16 protein-coding genes are annotated in these 16,727 nt (G+C 45.3%); 13 read left to right on the top strand and 3 right to left on the bottom strand.

All coding sequences use genetic code 11. The features are described 5' to 3' along the window. The first annotated feature begins 31 nt into the window (after nucleotides 1-31). From BN1546_RS03990 to BN1546_RS03940, 11 genes are all read left to right on the top strand, one after another. The gene (locus BN1546_RS03990) at nucleotides 32-607 is read left to right on the top strand and encodes a 3D domain-containing protein (RefSeq protein WP_090736063.1); all 576 of its coding nucleotides are present in this window, start codon (nucleotides 32-34) and stop codon (nucleotides 605-607) included. An 86-nt stretch (nucleotides 608-693) separates the two neighbouring features. Further along, on the top strand, nucleotides 694-1,002 hold the full coding sequence (locus tag BN1546_RS03985; protein ID WP_013370127.1) for a hypothetical protein: 309 nt from the start codon (nucleotides 694-696) through the stop codon (nucleotides 1,000-1,002). Nucleotides 1,003-1,197: 195 nt separating this feature from the next. Next, a complete protein-coding gene (locus BN1546_RS03980) occupies nucleotides 1,198-2,781 on the top strand; it encodes a S1C family serine protease (protein ID WP_058829261.1) in 1,584 nt (527 codons plus the stop codon). A gap of 150 nt (nucleotides 2,782-2,931) precedes the next feature. Beyond that, nucleotides 2,932-3,621 carry a response regulator transcription factor gene (locus BN1546_RS03975; RefSeq protein WP_016820507.1) on the top strand — a complete coding sequence of 230 codons (690 nt, stop codon included), beginning with the start codon at nucleotides 2,932-2,934 and terminating at the stop codon, nucleotides 3,619-3,621. Nucleotide 3,622: 1 nt separating this feature from the next. Continuing rightward, entirely contained in the window at nucleotides 3,623-5,101 is a 1,479-nt protein-coding gene (locus BN1546_RS03970; RefSeq protein WP_013370130.1) for a sensor histidine kinase, read from the top strand. Nucleotides 5,102-5,212: 111 nt separating this feature from the next. Continuing rightward, on the top strand, nucleotides 5,213-6,169 hold the full coding sequence (locus BN1546_RS03965) for a 4-hydroxy-3-methylbut-2-enyl diphosphate reductase (RefSeq protein WP_014599573.1): 957 nt from the start codon (nucleotides 5,213-5,215) through the stop codon (nucleotides 6,167-6,169). 266 nt (nucleotides 6,170-6,435) lie between these two features. After that, nucleotides 6,436-7,473: a 3-deoxy-7-phosphoheptulonate synthase gene (gene aroF, locus BN1546_RS03960; RefSeq protein ID WP_013370133.1), complete on the top strand. Its 1,038-nt coding sequence runs from the start codon at nucleotides 6,436-6,438 to the stop codon at nucleotides 7,471-7,473. 272 nt (nucleotides 7,474-7,745) lie between these two features. After that, the gene (gene glnA, locus BN1546_RS03955) at nucleotides 7,746-9,170 is read left to right on the top strand and encodes a type I glutamate--ammonia ligase (RefSeq protein WP_013370134.1); all 1,425 of its coding nucleotides are present in this window, start codon (nucleotides 7,746-7,748) and stop codon (nucleotides 9,168-9,170) included. Between the two features lie 269 nt (nucleotides 9,171-9,439). Continuing rightward, nucleotides 9,440-10,531 carry a 3-phosphoserine/phosphohydroxythreonine transaminase gene (serC, locus tag BN1546_RS03950; RefSeq protein WP_013370136.1) on the top strand — a complete coding sequence of 364 codons (1,092 nt, stop codon included), beginning with the start codon at nucleotides 9,440-9,442 and terminating at the stop codon, nucleotides 10,529-10,531. Nucleotides 10,532-10,775: 244 nt separating this feature from the next. Continuing rightward, nucleotides 10,776-11,240: a tRNA (uridine(34)/cytosine(34)/5-carboxymethylaminomethyluridine(34)-2'-O)-methyltransferase TrmL gene (trmL, locus tag BN1546_RS03945; protein WP_025676392.1), complete on the top strand. Its 465-nt coding sequence runs from the start codon at nucleotides 10,776-10,778 to the stop codon at nucleotides 11,238-11,240. A gap of 376 nt (nucleotides 11,241-11,616) precedes the next feature. Next, a complete protein-coding gene (locus BN1546_RS03940; protein ID WP_014599574.1) occupies nucleotides 11,617-11,865 on the top strand; it encodes an AbrB/MazE/SpoVT family DNA-binding domain-containing protein in 249 nt (82 codons plus the stop codon). A 99-nt stretch (nucleotides 11,866-11,964) separates the two neighbouring features. Here BN1546_RS03940 and BN1546_RS03935 read toward each other — a convergent pair whose 3' ends face one another. Together BN1546_RS03935 and BN1546_RS03930 are read right to left on the bottom strand one after the other, a co-directional pair. After that, nucleotides 11,965-13,032: a phosphodiester glycosidase family protein gene (locus BN1546_RS03935; protein WP_090736060.1), complete on the bottom strand. Its 1,068-nt coding sequence runs from the start codon at nucleotides 13,030-13,032 to the stop codon at nucleotides 11,965-11,967. Further along, a complete protein-coding gene (locus BN1546_RS03930) occupies nucleotides 13,029-13,436 on the bottom strand; it encodes a hypothetical protein (protein ID WP_013370140.1) in 408 nt (135 codons plus the stop codon). The genes BN1546_RS03935 and BN1546_RS03930 overlap by 4 nt, the downstream gene beginning before the upstream one ends. Nucleotides 13,437-13,707: 271 nt before the next feature. Between BN1546_RS03930 and BN1546_RS03925 the strand changes: the two genes are divergently transcribed. After that, nucleotides 13,708-14,364 (top strand): response regulator transcription factor, encoded by a 657-nt coding sequence (locus tag BN1546_RS03925; RefSeq protein WP_013370141.1) that lies wholly within the window; start codon nucleotides 13,708-13,710, stop codon nucleotides 14,362-14,364. Nucleotides 14,365-14,412: 48 nt separating this feature from the next. Then, complete coding sequence (locus BN1546_RS03920; protein ID WP_013370142.1) at nucleotides 14,413-15,666, top strand: aminotransferase-like domain-containing protein; 1,254 nt, start codon at nucleotides 14,413-14,415, stop codon at nucleotides 15,664-15,666. A 20-nt stretch (nucleotides 15,667-15,686) separates the two neighbouring features. On the opposite strand, the gene BN1546_RS03915 is transcribed toward BN1546_RS03920, so the two are convergent. Next, nucleotides 15,687-16,520, bottom strand: coding sequence for a DUF2161 domain-containing phosphodiesterase (locus tag BN1546_RS03915; RefSeq protein WP_090736057.1), 834 nt, complete (start codon nucleotides 16,518-16,520; stop codon nucleotides 15,687-15,689). Nucleotides 16,521-16,727: the final 207 nt, after the last annotated feature.

Raw genomic sequence — 16,727 nt, 5'->3', positions numbered from 1 at the left:
GGAAAGCCTTTGCCTCAAGGGGAGGTTTTTTATGAGATCCATGTTGGTATGGAAACGGGTTTTGGGAGCCATGTTAATCGCAATTTGTCTGGTATTGCCCGGCAATGAGGTTTACGGTCACAAAGAACCGGTCCAGCATAAGAAATGGCAGTCTGCACCTGTTTTGGCTCCACGCGAAGAGCAGGTTATTACGACCATGACGGTCACGGCAACAGGATATACAGCAGGCTATGAATCCACTGGCAAACGGCCGAATCATCCCGGTTACGGTATTACGTATTCCGGTGTAAAAGTGCGTCGTGACAAAAATACACTGTCCACGATTGCGGCTGATCCGAAGATGTTTCCTTTGGGCAGCATATTGTACATTCCAGGTTACGGCTACGGGATTGTAGCAGATACAGGTTCAGCGATTAAAGGCAATAAAATTGACTTGTATTTTAAAACAATCCGGCAGGTGTATTCTGAATGGGGCAAGAAAGATGTGGATGTTCAAATCATAAAAAAAGGAAACGGAAAGTGTACAGAAAAAATGATAAAATCGCTGCAAAAGGCGATAGAAACGCATAAGACCATTCCGCCCGAGACACTGGATTCTTCCATATAATCCTTGAATATTGTTTTTCCTGACTTCACATACTATGTTTCGGGATGAGCTTATCCCGCAAAACCATACTGGGAGGTTGAGGAAATATGCCAAATCAAGGCGGAAGTTCTTTCACGAACAAAGGCTTCAAGGCAAACACAGGAAATCAGTTCAAAGCGGAATTTGCACAAGACGATACAGTAGGCGTTGTTTCTCAAAAGGTAAAGCAGTCTGAACAAAATAAAATTCAAGACAACTTCCAAACACCAAATGAGAAGTATGACGAAGAATTTGCGACAGATCAAGGCGGTACAAGTGCAGTAGCGCAAAAAGTTCAAAACTCCAGTCGCAGCAAAATTCAAAGCAATGCACAAACACCGAACGAAAAGTTCGACGAGAACTTTAACACAAAATAAAAAAGCATACTCAACGCGAAATGCTCCGGATTGATTCCGGAGCATTTCGCGTTGAGTAAAAGTGGCTAGAAACAATAGGTCTGAGGTTTTATCTCCTTTTTAATTTTTTTTAAGGTGGAATTAAGGTTTAAAGTGCAAAATAAAGTCAGTTAAACAACACCACCTTGAAGCATAGGGTTTGGGAGGAGATATACAATGGACGAATTTAAAAATAATAATTCCGGGCGCCGGAACGACAATGATCAGGTTGATAACGATAAAGCAACTCGGCAAAACGATTCAAACGGTTCCTCATATTATTATTCCTATGGCCCTTTTTCCTCAGTGCAGTCGGACGGACAACGCAGGGAAGGGCAGTCGGTGGAGGACGTTGAGATTACGCCACCGCAGGCAGTGAGACCGCTTCCTTCCTCTTATCAACGTGCTATGCCTGAGCAACAGGATGGTTCTGGTCGGAATAGTGGAAACTGGCAATTTAAACCCAATAAACCCAAGTCGCAGGTAAAAACGATCTTATTATCTTTTTTAGCCGGAATGCTGGTCATTACGGTATTGATGTATACAGCTGACCGAACCAATATGTTCACACCGGAGACAGCGTTGACTTCGGCGGTAGCTGAAAGCGGAGAAACGACGAATTCGGGAACCACTAACTCGTCTCCAAGCGCAGTTCCAGCTGTGATGCCTTCAGGTACGGCTGATGTTCAATCTGTTGTGGCCAAGGCTGGTCCGGCAGTCGTCAAAATTGAAACGCTTGCCAAGCAATCGAGTGCTGGCAGCGGCAGACAAAGCAGTCCTTATTACAATGACCCGCTGTATCAATACTTTTTCGGTAATCAGTATGGCGATAGTGGCAGCAGCGGCAATAGTAACGAAAATGAAGGTAGCAACAGTGGACAGCTGACTCCGCTGGGTATTGGTTCCGGTTTTATTTTTGATAAATCGGGTTACGTCCTGACCAACAACCATGTTGTGGAAGGCGCGAGTGTGGTTCAGGTTACAGTAGAGGGAACCAACAAGCCTTACGAAGCCAAAGTCTTGGGCAAAAATGCAGATCTAGATTTGGCAGTCCTTAAAATTGAAGGAAAAAATAACTTCCCTACCGTAACCTTGGGAGACTCCGATAACGCTAAGGTTGGCGAGTGGATGGTTGCAATCGGTAACCCAGAAGGCTTTGAACATTCAGTAACAGCGGGTGTGCTAAGTGCGAAAGAGCGTACTATCACCATTAACAGTGAATCAACTGGAAAACCGACGCAATACAAGCATCTCATCCAGACGGATGCCTCCATTAATCCTGGTAACTCTGGCGGACCGTTGTTAAATCTTCAAGGGCAGGTTATCGGTATGAACGTAGCTGTTAGTGCAGATGCACAAGGGATCGGGTTTGCGATTCCGTCCAATACGATTTTGGAAGTCGTCGATAAGCTGAAAAATAACCAACCTATTCCGAAAGAACCTGTACCTTTCATTGGTGCAAGTCTGCTAAACTTGAGCCCTGAAGTAGCCAAGGAATTGGGTACATCTCTGACCGAAGGTTCGGTTGTTCGGGATATTATATACAAATCACCAGCTTATCAGGCCGATCTGCGTCCTTACGATGTAATTATCGGAGCCAATGGCACGCCTTATAGCACATCACAGGAGTTAATTCAATTTATCCAAAAACAAAAAGTGGGTACAGCACTTACGCTTAACATCGAACGAGCCGGGCAGAAAAAAGATATTCAGCTGAAAATAGGCAACAAAAATGATTTTAGCTCGACTCTTCAGCAGTAAGAGAATAACTCTAAAATTGAACATGAACGTAAGAAACGGAAGGAAGAAGCCCCTTCCGTTTCTTGCTGTATGCGGTGGCAAGATGCTACACGCGTCTACTCCTGCTACAATAGAGGGAAAAGAAGAAGAGATAAAGGAGTTTGATCGTGTATGCGTTCTACTATTCTGATCATTGATGACGATGAAAAAATCGTATCCATGCTGCGCAGAGGGCTGGCTTTTGAAGGATATGAAGTGCTGACAGCCGCCAATGGAGCAGAGGGATTAAATAAAATGCTAACAGCTGAGCCTGATTTGGTCGTGCTGGATGTAATGATGCCGCAGGTCGATGGTTTTGAGGTTTGCCGGCGTATGCGAGAGGGAGGAAGCACGGTACCTGTCCTAATGCTTACAGCCAAGGATGAGGTGGAGAACCGGGTGAAGGGTCTGGATCTGGGGGCTGATGATTATCTCGTGAAGCCGTTTGCTCTGGAGGAGCTGCTAGCACGAGTGCGAGCGCTTTTGCGGCGTAAAACTGAACAGCAGGACAATAATGGGAACCGGCTTACCTTCGAGGATTTACAACTGGATAATGAATCGCGTGAAGTGGTTCGTGGTGGCAAACGCTTGGAACTGACGGCCAAAGAATTTGAACTGCTCCATTTGTTCATGCAAAACCCGAAACGCGTTCTGTCGCGTGATCTGATTATGGATAAAATTTGGGGCTATGACTATAGCGGGGAATCGAATGTGCTGGAAGTATATATTGCCATGTTGCGACAAAAAACCGAGCAGGATGGTGGCAAACGGCTTATTCGTACCATTCGGGGAGCTGGCTATATTTTAAGAGGTGATGTGTAATATGTCTATTAGGTGGCGGCTGACAGCTTGGTATTCGAGCATCTTGGCTATAGTGCTTGTCATTTTTGGTCTGGCTATTTACGGACTAGTATATTACTACACATATAATGAAGTGAAAAGTCAGCTTATGACTCAGGCGCCACAGATTAACAAGCAATTACGCCTTATTATAAAAGGGGGATTGTTTGAGGTCCCTAACCTGGATCTTGGATTGGAGCAGGGGCGTGGAATAGATGACTCACAGCTATATGTTCAAATTTATAATTATACGTCCGGTGTAACTAAAACGACCCAAAATATGAAAGACCTTAGTATCACCTTCCCTGTTCCGTCTACAGCGGCAGGAGCAGTTCAAAATGAGGGAGTTCGGCGTGTGAACGTAAATGGTGATTCCTTTATGATTTATCAACAGTCGATCAAATCGGAGGAATTGGGCTTGGTGGTCGGGCTGCTACAGGTAGGGCAATTCACGGGCTCTCAGGACCGACTCATGAACAGGTTACAAAATGTGCTTGTGTACGGTTCGTTATTTGCCTTACTGGCTGCTGCGACCTCTGGTCTCTTCCTGGCTCGTAAATCTATGAAGCCGCTGGTTAAGGTCATTGAGGGGGCCAATCAGATTCAATCGAGCAATGATTTGAGTGTTCGGATTGAATATGACGGTCCGCCAGATGAAATAGGACAATTGATCGGGACAGTTAACAACATGCTGGGGCGTACAGAAGTGTTCTACAAGGAACTTGAAGATGCATATGGTGCGCAGCGCCGCTTTGTGGCCGATGCTTCCCATGAACTGCGCACACCCTTGACGACGATTCGTGGCAACGTTGATTTTCTGCTCAAAATGTGGACTACTGAACCGGGCGAGCGACCGAATATGGATGAAGCCATGATTCGCGAGCTTTCCATGGAGGCGCTGAATGACATGGCGGATGAAGGCAAACGAATGAGCCGCTTGGTGAGCGATATGTTGTCACTCGCAAGAGCGGACACAGGGAAAACGTTCGATAAGATGCCTGTTGCGCTGGAGCCGCTCGTAAACGAGGTTGCTCGTCGTGCTCAGTTTTTGGAGCGAACAGCCGAATGGAATGTGGGTGACTTTTCGTTGTTGAATGGTATTTATATGGACGGAAGCAAAGATTATTTGCAGCAAATGCTATTCATTTTCATTGATAATGCTTTTAAATATACACCTGAAGGCACAGTCCGATTTGATGCGATTGTATATCAGGGACAGGTGGGACTACGGATCAGTGATACAGGTATCGGTATGGACAAAAGTGAGGTTCCCTTTATTTTTGATCGGTTTTACCGGGCAGATGAGTCACGTGGCGTGACAGAGGGAATTGGCTTGGGATTATCGATTGCCAAGTGGATTATTGATGAACATCAGGGGTCTGTGGAAGTGGTTACGCGCCAAGGAGAAGGAACGACCTTTGTCATTTGGCTTCCAGTCAGCTTTTCCGCGCCTTTGGAATAGGCTATAATAGGAGGGGAACTACATCATAGAATTGGCCGGTAGAGGCATAAAAGCCCACAGCTGTCTAGTTATTGGAGCTGTATACTGTGTCGAAGAAAGTGGGGGCTATTTTTGGAGGTACTCAGAATTTCGCCCCGGGGTTACTGCTACGGCGTAGTCGATGCCATGGTATTGGCTCGTCAGGCAGCCAGAAATTTGGATTTACCCCGGCCTATTTATATACTAGGCATGATTGTTCATAACAGTCATGTTACCAATTCCTTTGAAGACGAAGGGATTATTACATTGGACGGACCGAACCGCATGGAGATTTTAAGCCAGGTAGAGAGTGGTACTGTCATCTTCACTGCTCATGGCGTGTCACCAGAGGTTCGCAAGCTGGCACGGGATAAGGGATTGACTACGGTTGACGCAACCTGTCCTGACGTGACGAAGACACATGATCTGATTCGGGAGAAGTCAGCCGAAGGCTATCAGATTGTTTATATTGGCAAAAAGAATCATCCAGAGCCAGAGGGAGCTATCGGTATTGCTCCTGACCATGTTCATCTGATTGAAAAGGAAGAAGAGATTGACGGTCTTACACTGTCAGCAGACAAAATCCTGATTACTAACCAGACAACCATGAGTCAATGGGACATCAAGCACATTATGAAGAAGCTGCTGGAGAAGTACCCAGGTGCCGAGATACACAATGAAATCTGTTTGGCAACGCAGGTACGTCAGGAAGCGGTAGCTGAGCAGGCAGGACAGGCGGATCTGGTAATTGTGGTCGGTGACCCGCGAAGCAACAATTCCAACCGATTGGCTCAGGTGTCGGAGGAAATAGCTGGTACCACGGCTTATCGTATTTCTGATATAACCGAGCTGAAGAGGGAGTGGCTTGAGGGCGTAGCCAAAGTAGCTGTGACCTCCGGGGCTTCAACACCTACGCTGATTACCAAAGAGGTCATTACGTATTTGGAACAGTATGATGCGGATAACCCGGAAACATGGGAGATTCGGCGAACCATTGATATGAAAAAACTGTTGCCTCCTGTACGAGAAAAGTCAAAAACGACGAAATAGTATGTGATTGATTACAGCCGTTATTCGGATACAAAGTCCGGGTAGCGGCTTTTTTTTAAACTGTTTAAGTGCCGATATTATCCAATTAGACCAGCTACACTAATTCAAAAAAATAGAACAAGTCGGGATAATTAAGCCTTGACGAGTCGAGCTAAAACAGGTATAGTTGCTTTAACGAATAAAAGCTTAAAAGCGAACAAGCGTCTAAGTGTCATAATATTATCCTATGTGGTTGTAAAATATGATTTATAGAGAGGAAGAAAAAAATGATCGTTATCGCTGGTGTTCAAACACCTGAAGAACATATTCAAGCTATTGTTGAAGTTATTGAAAAAGAAGGACTGCAGGCTCATGTATCGCGAGGATCGGATCGTACGATTATCGGACTGATTGGAAGCGTAGAGCCGAAGCTGGCAGAACATCTACGCCAAATGAAGGGTGTAGAAAATGTGGTTAAAATTTCGAAGTCCTACAAATTGGCCAGCCGTGATTTTCATCCGGAAAATACGGTGATCTCCATCAAAGGTGTAAATATCGGCGGGGGCGAGCTTGTCGTTATGGGGGGACCATGTGCTGTTGAGTCTGCTGCACAGATCGATGAAATTGCCGGATTGGTCAAAGCTGCAGGCGCGCAAGTCCTACGTGGAGGTGCTTTTAAGCCGCGTACAGGGCCATACAGCTTCCAAGGAACGGGTGTAGAAGGTTTAATCATGATGGCTGAGGCGGGTCAGAAGCACGATCTCTTGACTATCACAGAGGTCATGACACCTGAATACGTAGACATCTGTGCGGAATACGCTGATATTCTGCAAGTAGGTACACGTAATATGCAAAACTTTGATTTGCTGCGCAAGCTGGGTACTTGCGGCAAGCCAGTATTGCTCAAACGCGGTTTCAGCTCGACTTATGACGAGTTCTTGAATGCTGCTGAGTACATCTTGGCAGGGGGCAATCCGAATGTTATGTTGTGTGAGCGCGGTATCCGTACATTCGAAACTTACACTAGAAATACGCTCGACTTGTCCGCGATCCCTGTTTTGCAACAGTTGAGCCATTTGCCGGTCATTTCCGATCCTAGCCATGGCACAGGTAGACGTGAACTGGTTGTTCCTATGACGAAGGCTTCGGTAGCTGCCGGAGCGGATGGTTTAATTATTGAAATGCATACAGACCCTGACAACTCGATGACGGGGGATGGTGTACAGTCCCTATTCCCGGATCAATTTGCAGATTTACTAAAAGATTTGGAACTGTTAGCCCCCGCAATTGGAAAAACATTCCATACACCTAGTTCCGTATCTTAAAACTAATTATTAACATTAATGCATAAAAGTTTTGCCGCAATGCAGTAAATGAGAGTAAAATCACCAAAAAGCCCGATATTTCGGGCTTTTTGTATTGTTCAAATGTTATCAAGGGCGTAAGCATATCTAACATTAGTTTAAAAAATACCTTACATAGCTATTGACCCGTGTCATGTTTGAGATTTATAATGACGACAGAAAAAAACATTCGATCATGAACATTTCAGGGTTGTATAAGACTTAATGTTCGGAAAAATTGGGAGGAAGAAGACATGTCCGTTGAAAACGTATTGAAAACAATTCAAGAAAATAATATTGAGTGGGTAGATTTTCGTTTTGTAGATTTGTCTGGTCGTGCTCACCATATTTCGTTGCCAGCTTCCGAAGTAGATGAAGAAACATTTGTTAACGGTGTTGCTTTCGACGGTTCTTCCATTCCCGGCTATCGTGGCATTGAGGAATCCGACATGGTTATGCTGCCCGATCCAGAAGCGGTTTTTATCGACCCTTTCACTCAGCATCCTACACTGAATATCCTGTGTGACATTGCTACGCCAGACGGCGAAAAATATGACCGTGATCCTCGTGGCATTGCCAAAAAAGCTGAGGAATTTCTGCAATCCGCAGGAGTGGGCACAGCGGCATTCTTTGCACCTGAATCTGAATTTTTCATCTTTGATGATGTTCGCTACGAAAGCGGCATGAATAGCTCCTCCTTCTTCGTAGATTCCGAGGAAGCAGCTTGGAACACGAACCGCAAGGAAGAAGGCGGCAACCTGGGCTTTAAAGTGGGAGTGAAGGGCGGCTATGTACCTGTAGCACCAGTAGACACCCAACAAGACATTCGTAGTGAAATGTGCCGTTTGCTTGAAGAAGCAGGTCTGAGAATTGAGCGCCATCACCATGAGGTGGCTACAGCAGGCCAAGCGGAAATCAACTTCCGTTTTGATACACTCAAGAAAACAGCAGATAACCTGCTCGTTTATAAATACATTGTACACAACACAGCTCGTCAATATGGTAAAGTGGCAACATTCATGCCGAAACCAATTTTCGGGGACAACGGAAGTGGTATGCACGTTCACCAATCTATTTTTGACGGCGATACTCCTTTGTTCTACGAAAAAGGTGGTTATGCTAATCTGAGCGAAATGGCTCTTCATTACATTGGTGGTATTCTGTACCACGCACCTGCGTTGATCGCTTTGACCAACCCAAGTACCAACTCGTTCAAACGTCTCGTTCCTGGTTACGAAGCGCCGGTTAACCTGGTATTCTCCAAAGGTAACCGTTCTGCGGCTGTACGTATTCCAGTAGCGGCTGTTACTCCTAAAGGCTGTCGGATCGAGTTCCGTACACCGGACTCCACAGCTAACCCTTACCTTGCCTTCTCAGCAATGCTGATGGCGGGTCTGGATGGCATCAAGCGCAAACTGAACCCAATCGAATTGGGCTATGGTCCACTCGACACTAACATCTATGAGCTATCTGATGCTGAAAAAGGCAAAATCCGCAGTGTACCTGGTACACTGGATGAAGCTCTGGACGCTCTGGAAGCCGATTACGAATTCCTGACTGAGGGCGGCGTATTTACGAAGGACTTTATTGATAACTATGTAGAGTTCAAACGTTCTGAAGCTAAATCGGTGAATATCCGTGTTCATCCACATGAATACAGCTTGTATTTTGACTGCTAATACTACATCGATAGCATAGCTGCTTTTGAATAACGCTCATTAGCCTGCGGGGAATAGATGTTGTTCAAAATAGGTCTCCGGTCTCACGCCGGAGACCTTTTACCATTAAGAAGAATATTACAAAATGAAGATGTTAAATATATTAACATTCACAGCTTTGTCACATCGTAAAGGAATTCGGAAACATTTTTATACAAGTCTTGAACGCATTTATGAATACTGCTATCATAGCGATAATATCCACACCAGAGTAGAGAAGGGATGGGAAATTGTTGAGTAAGAGAGCCTACAATTTTAATGCAGGACCGGCGGCATTGCCGCTTAAAGTACTGGAACGTGTACAAGCTGAATTCGTAGATTTCCAGGGAACAGGGATGTCCATCATGGAAATGTCTCACCGTGGAGCCGTGTATGAATCTGTTCATAATGAGGCGCAGGAACGTTTGTTATCTCTGCTGGGCAACCCACAAGGCTACAAGGTGTTGTTCCTCCAAGGGGGCGCAAGTACGCAGTTTGCCATGCTGCCTTTAAATTTCTTGAGTGAAGAGCAGATCGGAAGCTATGTAATGACAGGTAGCTGGTCGGACAAGGCATATAAAGAAGCTAAGCTATTGGGCAAGGCTCACATTGCCGCCTCCTCCGCTGATGAGAAATACATGCGTCTTCCAAATGTGGATTCCTTGGACTTGCCTGAGAATACTGCATATGTGCATATGACATCCAATGAGACGATTGAAGGTACACAATTTAAGCAATTCCCGGATACGGGTTCCGTACCGCTGATTGTGGACATGTCCAGTGATATTTTTTGCAAACCTTTTGATGTTACTCAATTTGGATTGATTTATGCTGGTGCGCAAAAAAATCTGGGACCTTCTGGTGTAACGGTCGTGGTTGCCCGTGAAGAGCTACTGGCTTCCTCACCAGGTAATATTCCTACAATGCTGCGTTACAGTACTTATCAAAAGAATAACTCTCTCTACAATACTCCCCCATCCTTTGCCATATACATGGTGAATGAAGTGCTCAAATGGATCCAGGAGGAAGGCGGTTTAGAAGGCATCGAGCGTGTGAATCAGCAGAAAGCTGCTCTGCTATACGACCGTATTGACAGAAGCGAAGGCTTCTATCGTGGCTGTGTGGACAGCGCTGATCGTTCTATTATGAACGTAACCTTCCGCCTTGCAAATGAGGATCTGGAAAAACAATTTATTAAAGAATCCGAACAAGCCGGTTTCATCGGATTGAAGGGGCATCGCAGTGTAGGAGGGCTTCGCGCCTCGATCTACAATGCGGTTCCACTGGAGAACTGTCAAGCATTAGCCGAGTTTATGGATGGATTTAAGCAACGTAACAGTTGATAACACAGACATATATTTCGATACACGATATTTGAAATCGAAAAGTAAAAATAAAGCCTTCCCTGAATGTGTATAGGGGAAGGCTTTTAGTGGTGTAGGGAAAATGATATTTTTTTGTCGTTTGATGTCTATATCCCTCTGATTTTGTTAAAATGAAGAGAGTGCATGCTTTCAGCGTACACATTTTGGTTAGACTTTATGTTATTTGTCTGATGAATTTAATGATGAAAGGAATGAAAAACTGATGCCATTACATATTGTGCTTGTCGAGCCGGAAATTCCAGCTAACACAGGGAATATTGCCAGAACATGTGCTGCAACCGGAACTCATCTGCATCTGGTTAAGCCACTGGGTTTTCGTACCGATGATGCTACGTTAAAACGGGCTGGGCTTGATTATTGGTATGCTGTCCACATTGAGTATCACGAGTCTTTTGCTGAAGTACAAGAGAAATATCAAGCAGGTCGCTTTTTTTATGCGACGACAAAGGCGAAACAGCAGTATAGTGATATTGAATTTCAGGATGGAGACTTTTTGGTATTTGGTAAAGAAACGAAAGGTTTGCCTCCTGAGCTGCTAGCTGCTAATCCTGATACATGTATCAAGATGCCAATGTCAGATAAAGTAAGATCTCTAAACTTGTCGAATTCCGCTGCGATTATTGTATATGAAGCGCTGAGACAATTGGATTTTCCAGGTTTATCGTAATAAACATCAATCGATCAAGTATAAATGCGAATAAAGAACCAGGACCTTAGTTGCTGATAAAAGTTGCACTATTATTGCTCGAAAGTACATGACAGTAGAGCTTGAATAAAGGATATATGGTCATAAATTTGCGGAAATTCTCTGTGAAAGCTAATGATAATTAGCTTTCCGGTCGATAAAAATATTATAGACATTCTGTACCATACTTTGATATGGTTCATGATTTTATGAAAAAATGTAATAAAATTTCCTGCGATCAGCAGGATTCGACAAAAAGACAGCGAATACTACATAAAGAATAGTGTCTTTGTACCTAGTTTTTCGCCTGGAAAGAAAATTGAAAGTTAATACTCAATAGGAGAGGTGTACGATCACGATGAAACCTGCCGGTGTGGTACGTAAAGTTGATCAGTTGGGGAGAATAGTTCTGCCTAAGTCACTACGTAAAAGATATCAAATGAATGAGGGAGATCCTGTCGAAATTTTGGTTCAGGGCGACCATATTATTTTGGAGCGTTATCGTCCAAAATGTGTATTCTGCGGCTCAATAGAACAAGTGAACGATTTCAAAGAACGTTATATTTGTGCTCAATGCCTGACAGAAATGACACAGTACTCCTCCTAAATGAGGCAAAAGCATCACGACATTCGTTCGTGATGCTTTTTTTCGGATAGAGCTATGCCTGAACAGCATATATTTAATTGGATAGTAAACTACACCTAACTATTTATAGAACAAAAAATGAGTAGGGACTGGACGCAAATTACCATCTGACGGTTTGTTTACGATTCGGCCGTTTAGTATAAGGGACGAGGAACCGCCGCCGTCCAAATTATAAGCATCTTGAACACCCAGATTGAACATCTTCCCTTGGAGTTCTTCGAGCGTTGCACCTGAACCCCCACTTTCATTGTAGCCGTCTACGACAATAATGAGCAACTGATCATCTTTATAGTTGCCAATGACTGTACGTGGAGCCCGCTTGGGAGAGACTTTCCATTTATCAGGAATAGGCACTTTTTGTCCCCTTTGTAACAGAACGGGAACGAAGGTAGCTCCAAAGGCAGGTTTTAAGCTGTCAAGAGCACCTTGATTGTAAAATTTGCCCCCAATAAGCTTGCCGTCGTTACTCAATCCAACGAATGACAAGTCCTTGAAACTCGACTGAAAGCCAGTAAGGTAGCGGCCGTTCAAGACAGTAGTGCTTAATGGATAGCGTTTGCCATCTCCATCGGCAAAGCCGCCTGCGTTGATGCCAGCAATAGCTCCGTGTCTCAAGACTGCACGCATGGTCGTTTCTGAGCCACCCAACTTGTCATTTCCCAAAGACATTTTCATTGCCGTAGGATCTTTAAGTTTGACTTTCATAGCGTATCCGTGATAAATTCCCGGGTTTACTTTAAACAATTCAATGGTAATCCGGTTGCTATCTACCTGGTAATAGGGAACACCCAGTTTGGCAGTGATGCGCCGATTATAGATAACCGCGGGTCGCTTGGACTGCGCAGAGGCAGTCACGACAAGCTGATTCATCGTTTGGGTCGTTTGTTTGTAAATCTCAGACGTTCGGCGAATCGTAGATAAGGTATACGTTGCTGTTTGCTTGGCTTCATCAAGCTGCTTGCCTACTGATTGCGCTTGTAGAGTGATTTCGGCTTTTTGCAGACTCGGAGATGTAGATTCAGGAAAGCTCAAAGGGGGATGCACTAACAAAATACACCCTAACAAACCGATAAAAGGAGCAAGGGCCAACATAAAGAATCGGTTTACTAGCTTTGCATCTACATTCATTTTAGCAAGTCCATTTTTTTCTGAAGTGTATTGAGTTGCTGCTTGACTTCATTTAATTGAGTATACAGTTTATTGCTATTATCGGTCTTGTTATTGGCATTATCCTTTGTAAAGGTCAGTAGTTCGTTGAAGGACTGAACTTTGCCCTGCAATCCGCTAACTTCCTTGGAAAGTGCAGTCAGTTGCTTTTCATAGTCGGATTTGAGTGCCTGAATCTGTTGGTCTGTATGGGTTTGCATTTCGTTTAGCATTTGCTGCTTCAAGTGATTGCTATACAGATAGGTTGCGAGAGCACCTAGTATAATAAGAATGAACCAAAATAGCAGAAAAGTCTTTACGGGCAACCCCTTTCTTGAATTGCTCCGCCGGGCTTCGGCAGGAGGACGTTCAGGTGAAGCTTGCATGCGATTTTCAACTCCCGTGTAAATTCAAATTTCCAGTCTTTATTTGCAGTACCAATTCTATCATGGGCCTATTTATTTCGCAAAAGCGAAATAGTCATATAAAAATATTGGAAAAAGAGATTGCATCGGAAGGAAGTCCTAGGATACAATTTCCTTAAATCGTTTTCGCTTCCTATACGTTCACATTTACGCAATTTCTACATAAGCATTCTTTAGTTTTATGATTATTTTCGTTAAATATGTATTTTTTTGTAAATCAGGAGGTTTAGATATGAGAAAAGTATGGCAGGTGGTCATCATAGATATTCATCCTACAAGTATGCTGGGAACAAAGCTTATTTTGGAAGACCAGCAGGATTTGCTTGTTAGAGGGATGTCTTCCTCCGGCACAGAAGGCCTGGAGCTGGTTTGCTCCATTCGCCCGGAAATTATTTTAATGGACTATAGGTTGCCTGAGGGAACGGCGGAACCGTTTTTGACACAAATGCGGGTCTTGTCTCCGGACAGCCATATTGTTATTATGACGGATGAGGACAATATTACGTTGTTCCAGCAGTTAATCTCGCTTGGTGCAAATGGAATGCTATCCAAGCAGGCATCACCGAGCCAGTTAATTCACCTGATCAACGGTTTGCGCGAAGGATTTGCTTCATTACCGATGGATTGGATTCGTTGTGGAAACTGGCCATTTATGCCGTTAATGGCTTCGGAGCCTTTTGACGAATTGACGCAAACCGAAGTTTTTATTATGGAACGTATTGTACAGGGAATTACATATGACAAAATTGCTGTCGAGATCGAAGTTAGTCGGCGCTCCATTGATAATTATTTACGTAAAATTTATGCGAAATTAGGTGTGTCCAGCCGGGCGCAGGCGATTGAACGTTATGCCTTATATGCGCGTCAGATGAAGCAGTTATATGCTTGACGCGTCAGCCCGGAGATCATGACTATTTTCAGGAGAAGGAGGATGTTCATGCAATATTCCTTTGCTTCACGAACGGCTGCGATGTTGGCTTCTCCAGTGCGTCATATCCGGGAAAATGCGAGAAAACATTCCTTTATATCTTTGGCTGAAGAATTGCCCGCACAAGAGCTGTTTCCGGTGAAACTATTGGAAGAAGCGGCTCATGATGTGTTTGGCTCCGGCCCTGACGCCCTCCAGTATGGTGAACCGGAGGGCTATTTTCCGTTGCGGGCATGGCTTGCGGGAGAGTGGGAACAGCGTAAAGGAGTAAGAGTACCACCAGGTCAAATCCTTCTCACCACAGGTAGCCAGCAGGCCATTGACTTGATCGTAAGGCTGATGGTGGATGAGCGTGATCCGGTATTGGTCGAGAACCCGACATCCCCTGGATGTTTGCAGGTGCTATCTATGCAAGGGGCGCAGGTCGTTCCTGTAGAATCAGATGGGGAGGGCGTTATTCCCGATAAGCTTGAAGCTTTAATGATCCGTTATCGCCCCAAGCTTTTTTTTGCTACGCCAACGTTTACGAATCCGACAGGCTCCTTATGGAGCGCGGCTAGACGGCAGGAAATTTTGGATCTGTGTAGACGTCATGAGGTGTTAGTCGTTGAGGACGATTCTTACGGTGAATTGCATTTTAAGACAAAGCACGAAACTCATGATAAGAGTCCGCATGCGCAGAGCCGAAAGTTTGCAGAGGCTTACCCCTCACTATTCGCGCTGGATCATGCGGGTCAGGGTGGTCAAGTGCTATATATCGGTTCATTTAATAAAACAGTTGCCCCTGCACTGCGAACTGGCTGGGCGGCTGGTCCTGCGCCGCTGATTGAAGGGATGTACGCCTTGAAGCAGCTGGCTGACGTGCAATCTAGTACGATGAACCAACGGCTGCTGTTCCAATTGCTTACCAACTCGCGTTTTCAATGGCACGAGCACTTAGCAATGTTAAACAAGGAATATTCAACTCGGCTCCAATTACTCTTGGAGCTGCTCAAGCGTCCGTTTTGGAAAGATGTGACGTATCATATTCCATCTGGTGGGATGTACGTGTGGGTGAAATTGCCCGCTGGGCTGGACAGCGCCTTGCTGCTCAAAGCGGCGCTACCCAAGGGCGTAGCCTTTATGCCAGGTGCGCTGTGTGCGGTTGGCGATGAAGGTGCGTCCCATATTCGCCTTAACTTTAGCCACCCGGGCCGAGAACAGCTGCTTATGGGCATGAATTTGATCGGTGAGACGATCGGAGAATTTACTGCGCGAAGCTAGTCAAAATAAATATCCGAGGGTCAGTCATCCTCTGCTTCCGCTACAATGGTGGAATAACCGACGGATGCGTCCGCAATCTGCAATTGCTCGCTACTCTCGTTAAACTCTGCCGCCATTCCAGCGGAAGTTTCAATCCCCTGCTGCTGCAGCACTTCCGCATACTCGCTCAGGGCGGCTTCACCGAACGGAGTCAGCCGATAGCGACCGCGGGCTACACGTTCAAACCAGCCGTAGTAGTTACGCTGGAGTACGGCAGCAGCATCGCTGACGGCTGCTGTACGGGCAAGCTGCGCCGGGGCGGCTTCTCCCAAGCCCTGCAAAGCAGCGGCTACGCGCAGCGCTTTTTCCCGGTAGGCAGTGACCAGCTTGCGCCGGGTGCTACCGCCGACATTGTGGTCACCGCTGCGTGCGTGGAATTCCCGCAGCAGCTTTTCCTTGCGCGAGCCGCGACGAATGGCAGTCGTTTTGTAAACATCATCACTAGATGCCACGGGCTTACACAGCACCTCAACGAGTGGAGGCTTTGTTTTAAAATGCGTGACGGTGAGCAAGCCAAGCCCCAACTGGCGGCACAGTCCGATCAGTTCATTCCAGCGTTGATTCACCGCCCCTTTTTTGGCACGATTCCGTTCTACGGCTACATATACATTGCTGCTTAGCTTCAAGCGCTGCATACCTTGCAGCACTAACGCCAGGTTAAACGTCTTTTTTATCTCCACAATCAGTGGCGTTTGCTGCCCTGGCTTGATTCCCACCAAATCGCAGTTACGCACTTCTCCTTTGACTTCATATCCCAAATTTTCAAAAAAGGCTTTGACTGGAGCGTACAGCTCCGTCTCATGCCGAACCGCCATGGATTCTCCCGCTCCTTTATCCTATTATTCCGAGCTTATATTGTACCATAATGCGTCAGGTCCGCGTCGTTGTTGTCTATTTTAACATAGTGAATCCCTTTGTTTTTGGAAAAAGCCTAGAGACCTGTCACAAAAAATAGGTCAATTCTGAAATCAATCTGCATAGGTATGTATTACACTTTTTTTAAGAGGATCGCATCATATCCT

Source organism: Paenibacillus sp. Mc5Re-14, from assembly GCF_001049835.1.
Classification (GTDB): domain Bacteria; phylum Bacillota; class Bacilli; order Paenibacillales; family Paenibacillaceae; genus Paenibacillus; species Paenibacillus polymyxa_C.
Note: the sequence above shows the minus strand (reverse complement) of the source record. Positions and strands in the feature narration are given on the sequence as shown.

Excerpts from the sequence above, each read along its gene's own strand:
- BN1546_RS03990 (WP_090736063.1), top strand. The coding sequence starts at position 32 with ATGAGATCCATGTTGGTATGGAAACGGGTTTTGGGAGCCATGTTAATC.
- BN1546_RS03985 (WP_013370127.1), top strand. The coding sequence starts at position 694 with ATGCCAAATCAAGGCGGAAGTTCTTTCACGAACAAAGGCTTCAAGGCA.
- BN1546_RS03980 (WP_058829261.1), top strand. The coding sequence starts at position 1,198 with ATGGACGAATTTAAAAATAATAATTCCGGGCGCCGGAACGACAATGAT.
- BN1546_RS03975 (WP_016820507.1), top strand. The coding sequence starts at position 2,932 with ATGCGTTCTACTATTCTGATCATTGATGACGATGAAAAAATCGTATCC.
- BN1546_RS03970 (WP_013370130.1), top strand. The coding sequence starts at position 3,623 with ATGTCTATTAGGTGGCGGCTGACAGCTTGGTATTCGAGCATCTTGGCT.
- aroF (WP_013370133.1), top strand. The coding sequence starts at position 6,436 with ATGATCGTTATCGCTGGTGTTCAAACACCTGAAGAACATATTCAAGCT.
- glnA (WP_013370134.1), top strand. The coding sequence starts at position 7,746 with ATGTCCGTTGAAAACGTATTGAAAACAATTCAAGAAAATAATATTGAG.
- trmL (WP_025676392.1), top strand. The coding sequence starts at position 10,776 with ATGCCATTACATATTGTGCTTGTCGAGCCGGAAATTCCAGCTAACACA.
- BN1546_RS03940 (WP_014599574.1), top strand. The coding sequence starts at position 11,617 with ATGAAACCTGCCGGTGTGGTACGTAAAGTTGATCAGTTGGGGAGAATA.
- BN1546_RS03935 (WP_090736060.1), bottom strand. The coding sequence starts at position 13,032 with ATGAATGTAGATGCAAAGCTAGTAAACCGATTCTTTATGTTGGCCCTT.
- BN1546_RS03930 (WP_013370140.1), bottom strand. The coding sequence starts at position 13,436 with ATGCAAGCTTCACCTGAACGTCCTCCTGCCGAAGCCCGGCGGAGCAAT.
- BN1546_RS03925 (WP_013370141.1), top strand. The coding sequence starts at position 13,708 with ATGAGAAAAGTATGGCAGGTGGTCATCATAGATATTCATCCTACAAGT.
- BN1546_RS03920 (WP_013370142.1), top strand. The coding sequence starts at position 14,413 with ATGCAATATTCCTTTGCTTCACGAACGGCTGCGATGTTGGCTTCTCCA.
- BN1546_RS03915 (WP_090736057.1), bottom strand. The coding sequence starts at position 16,520 with ATGGCGGTTCGGCATGAGACGGAGCTGTACGCTCCAGTCAAAGCCTTT.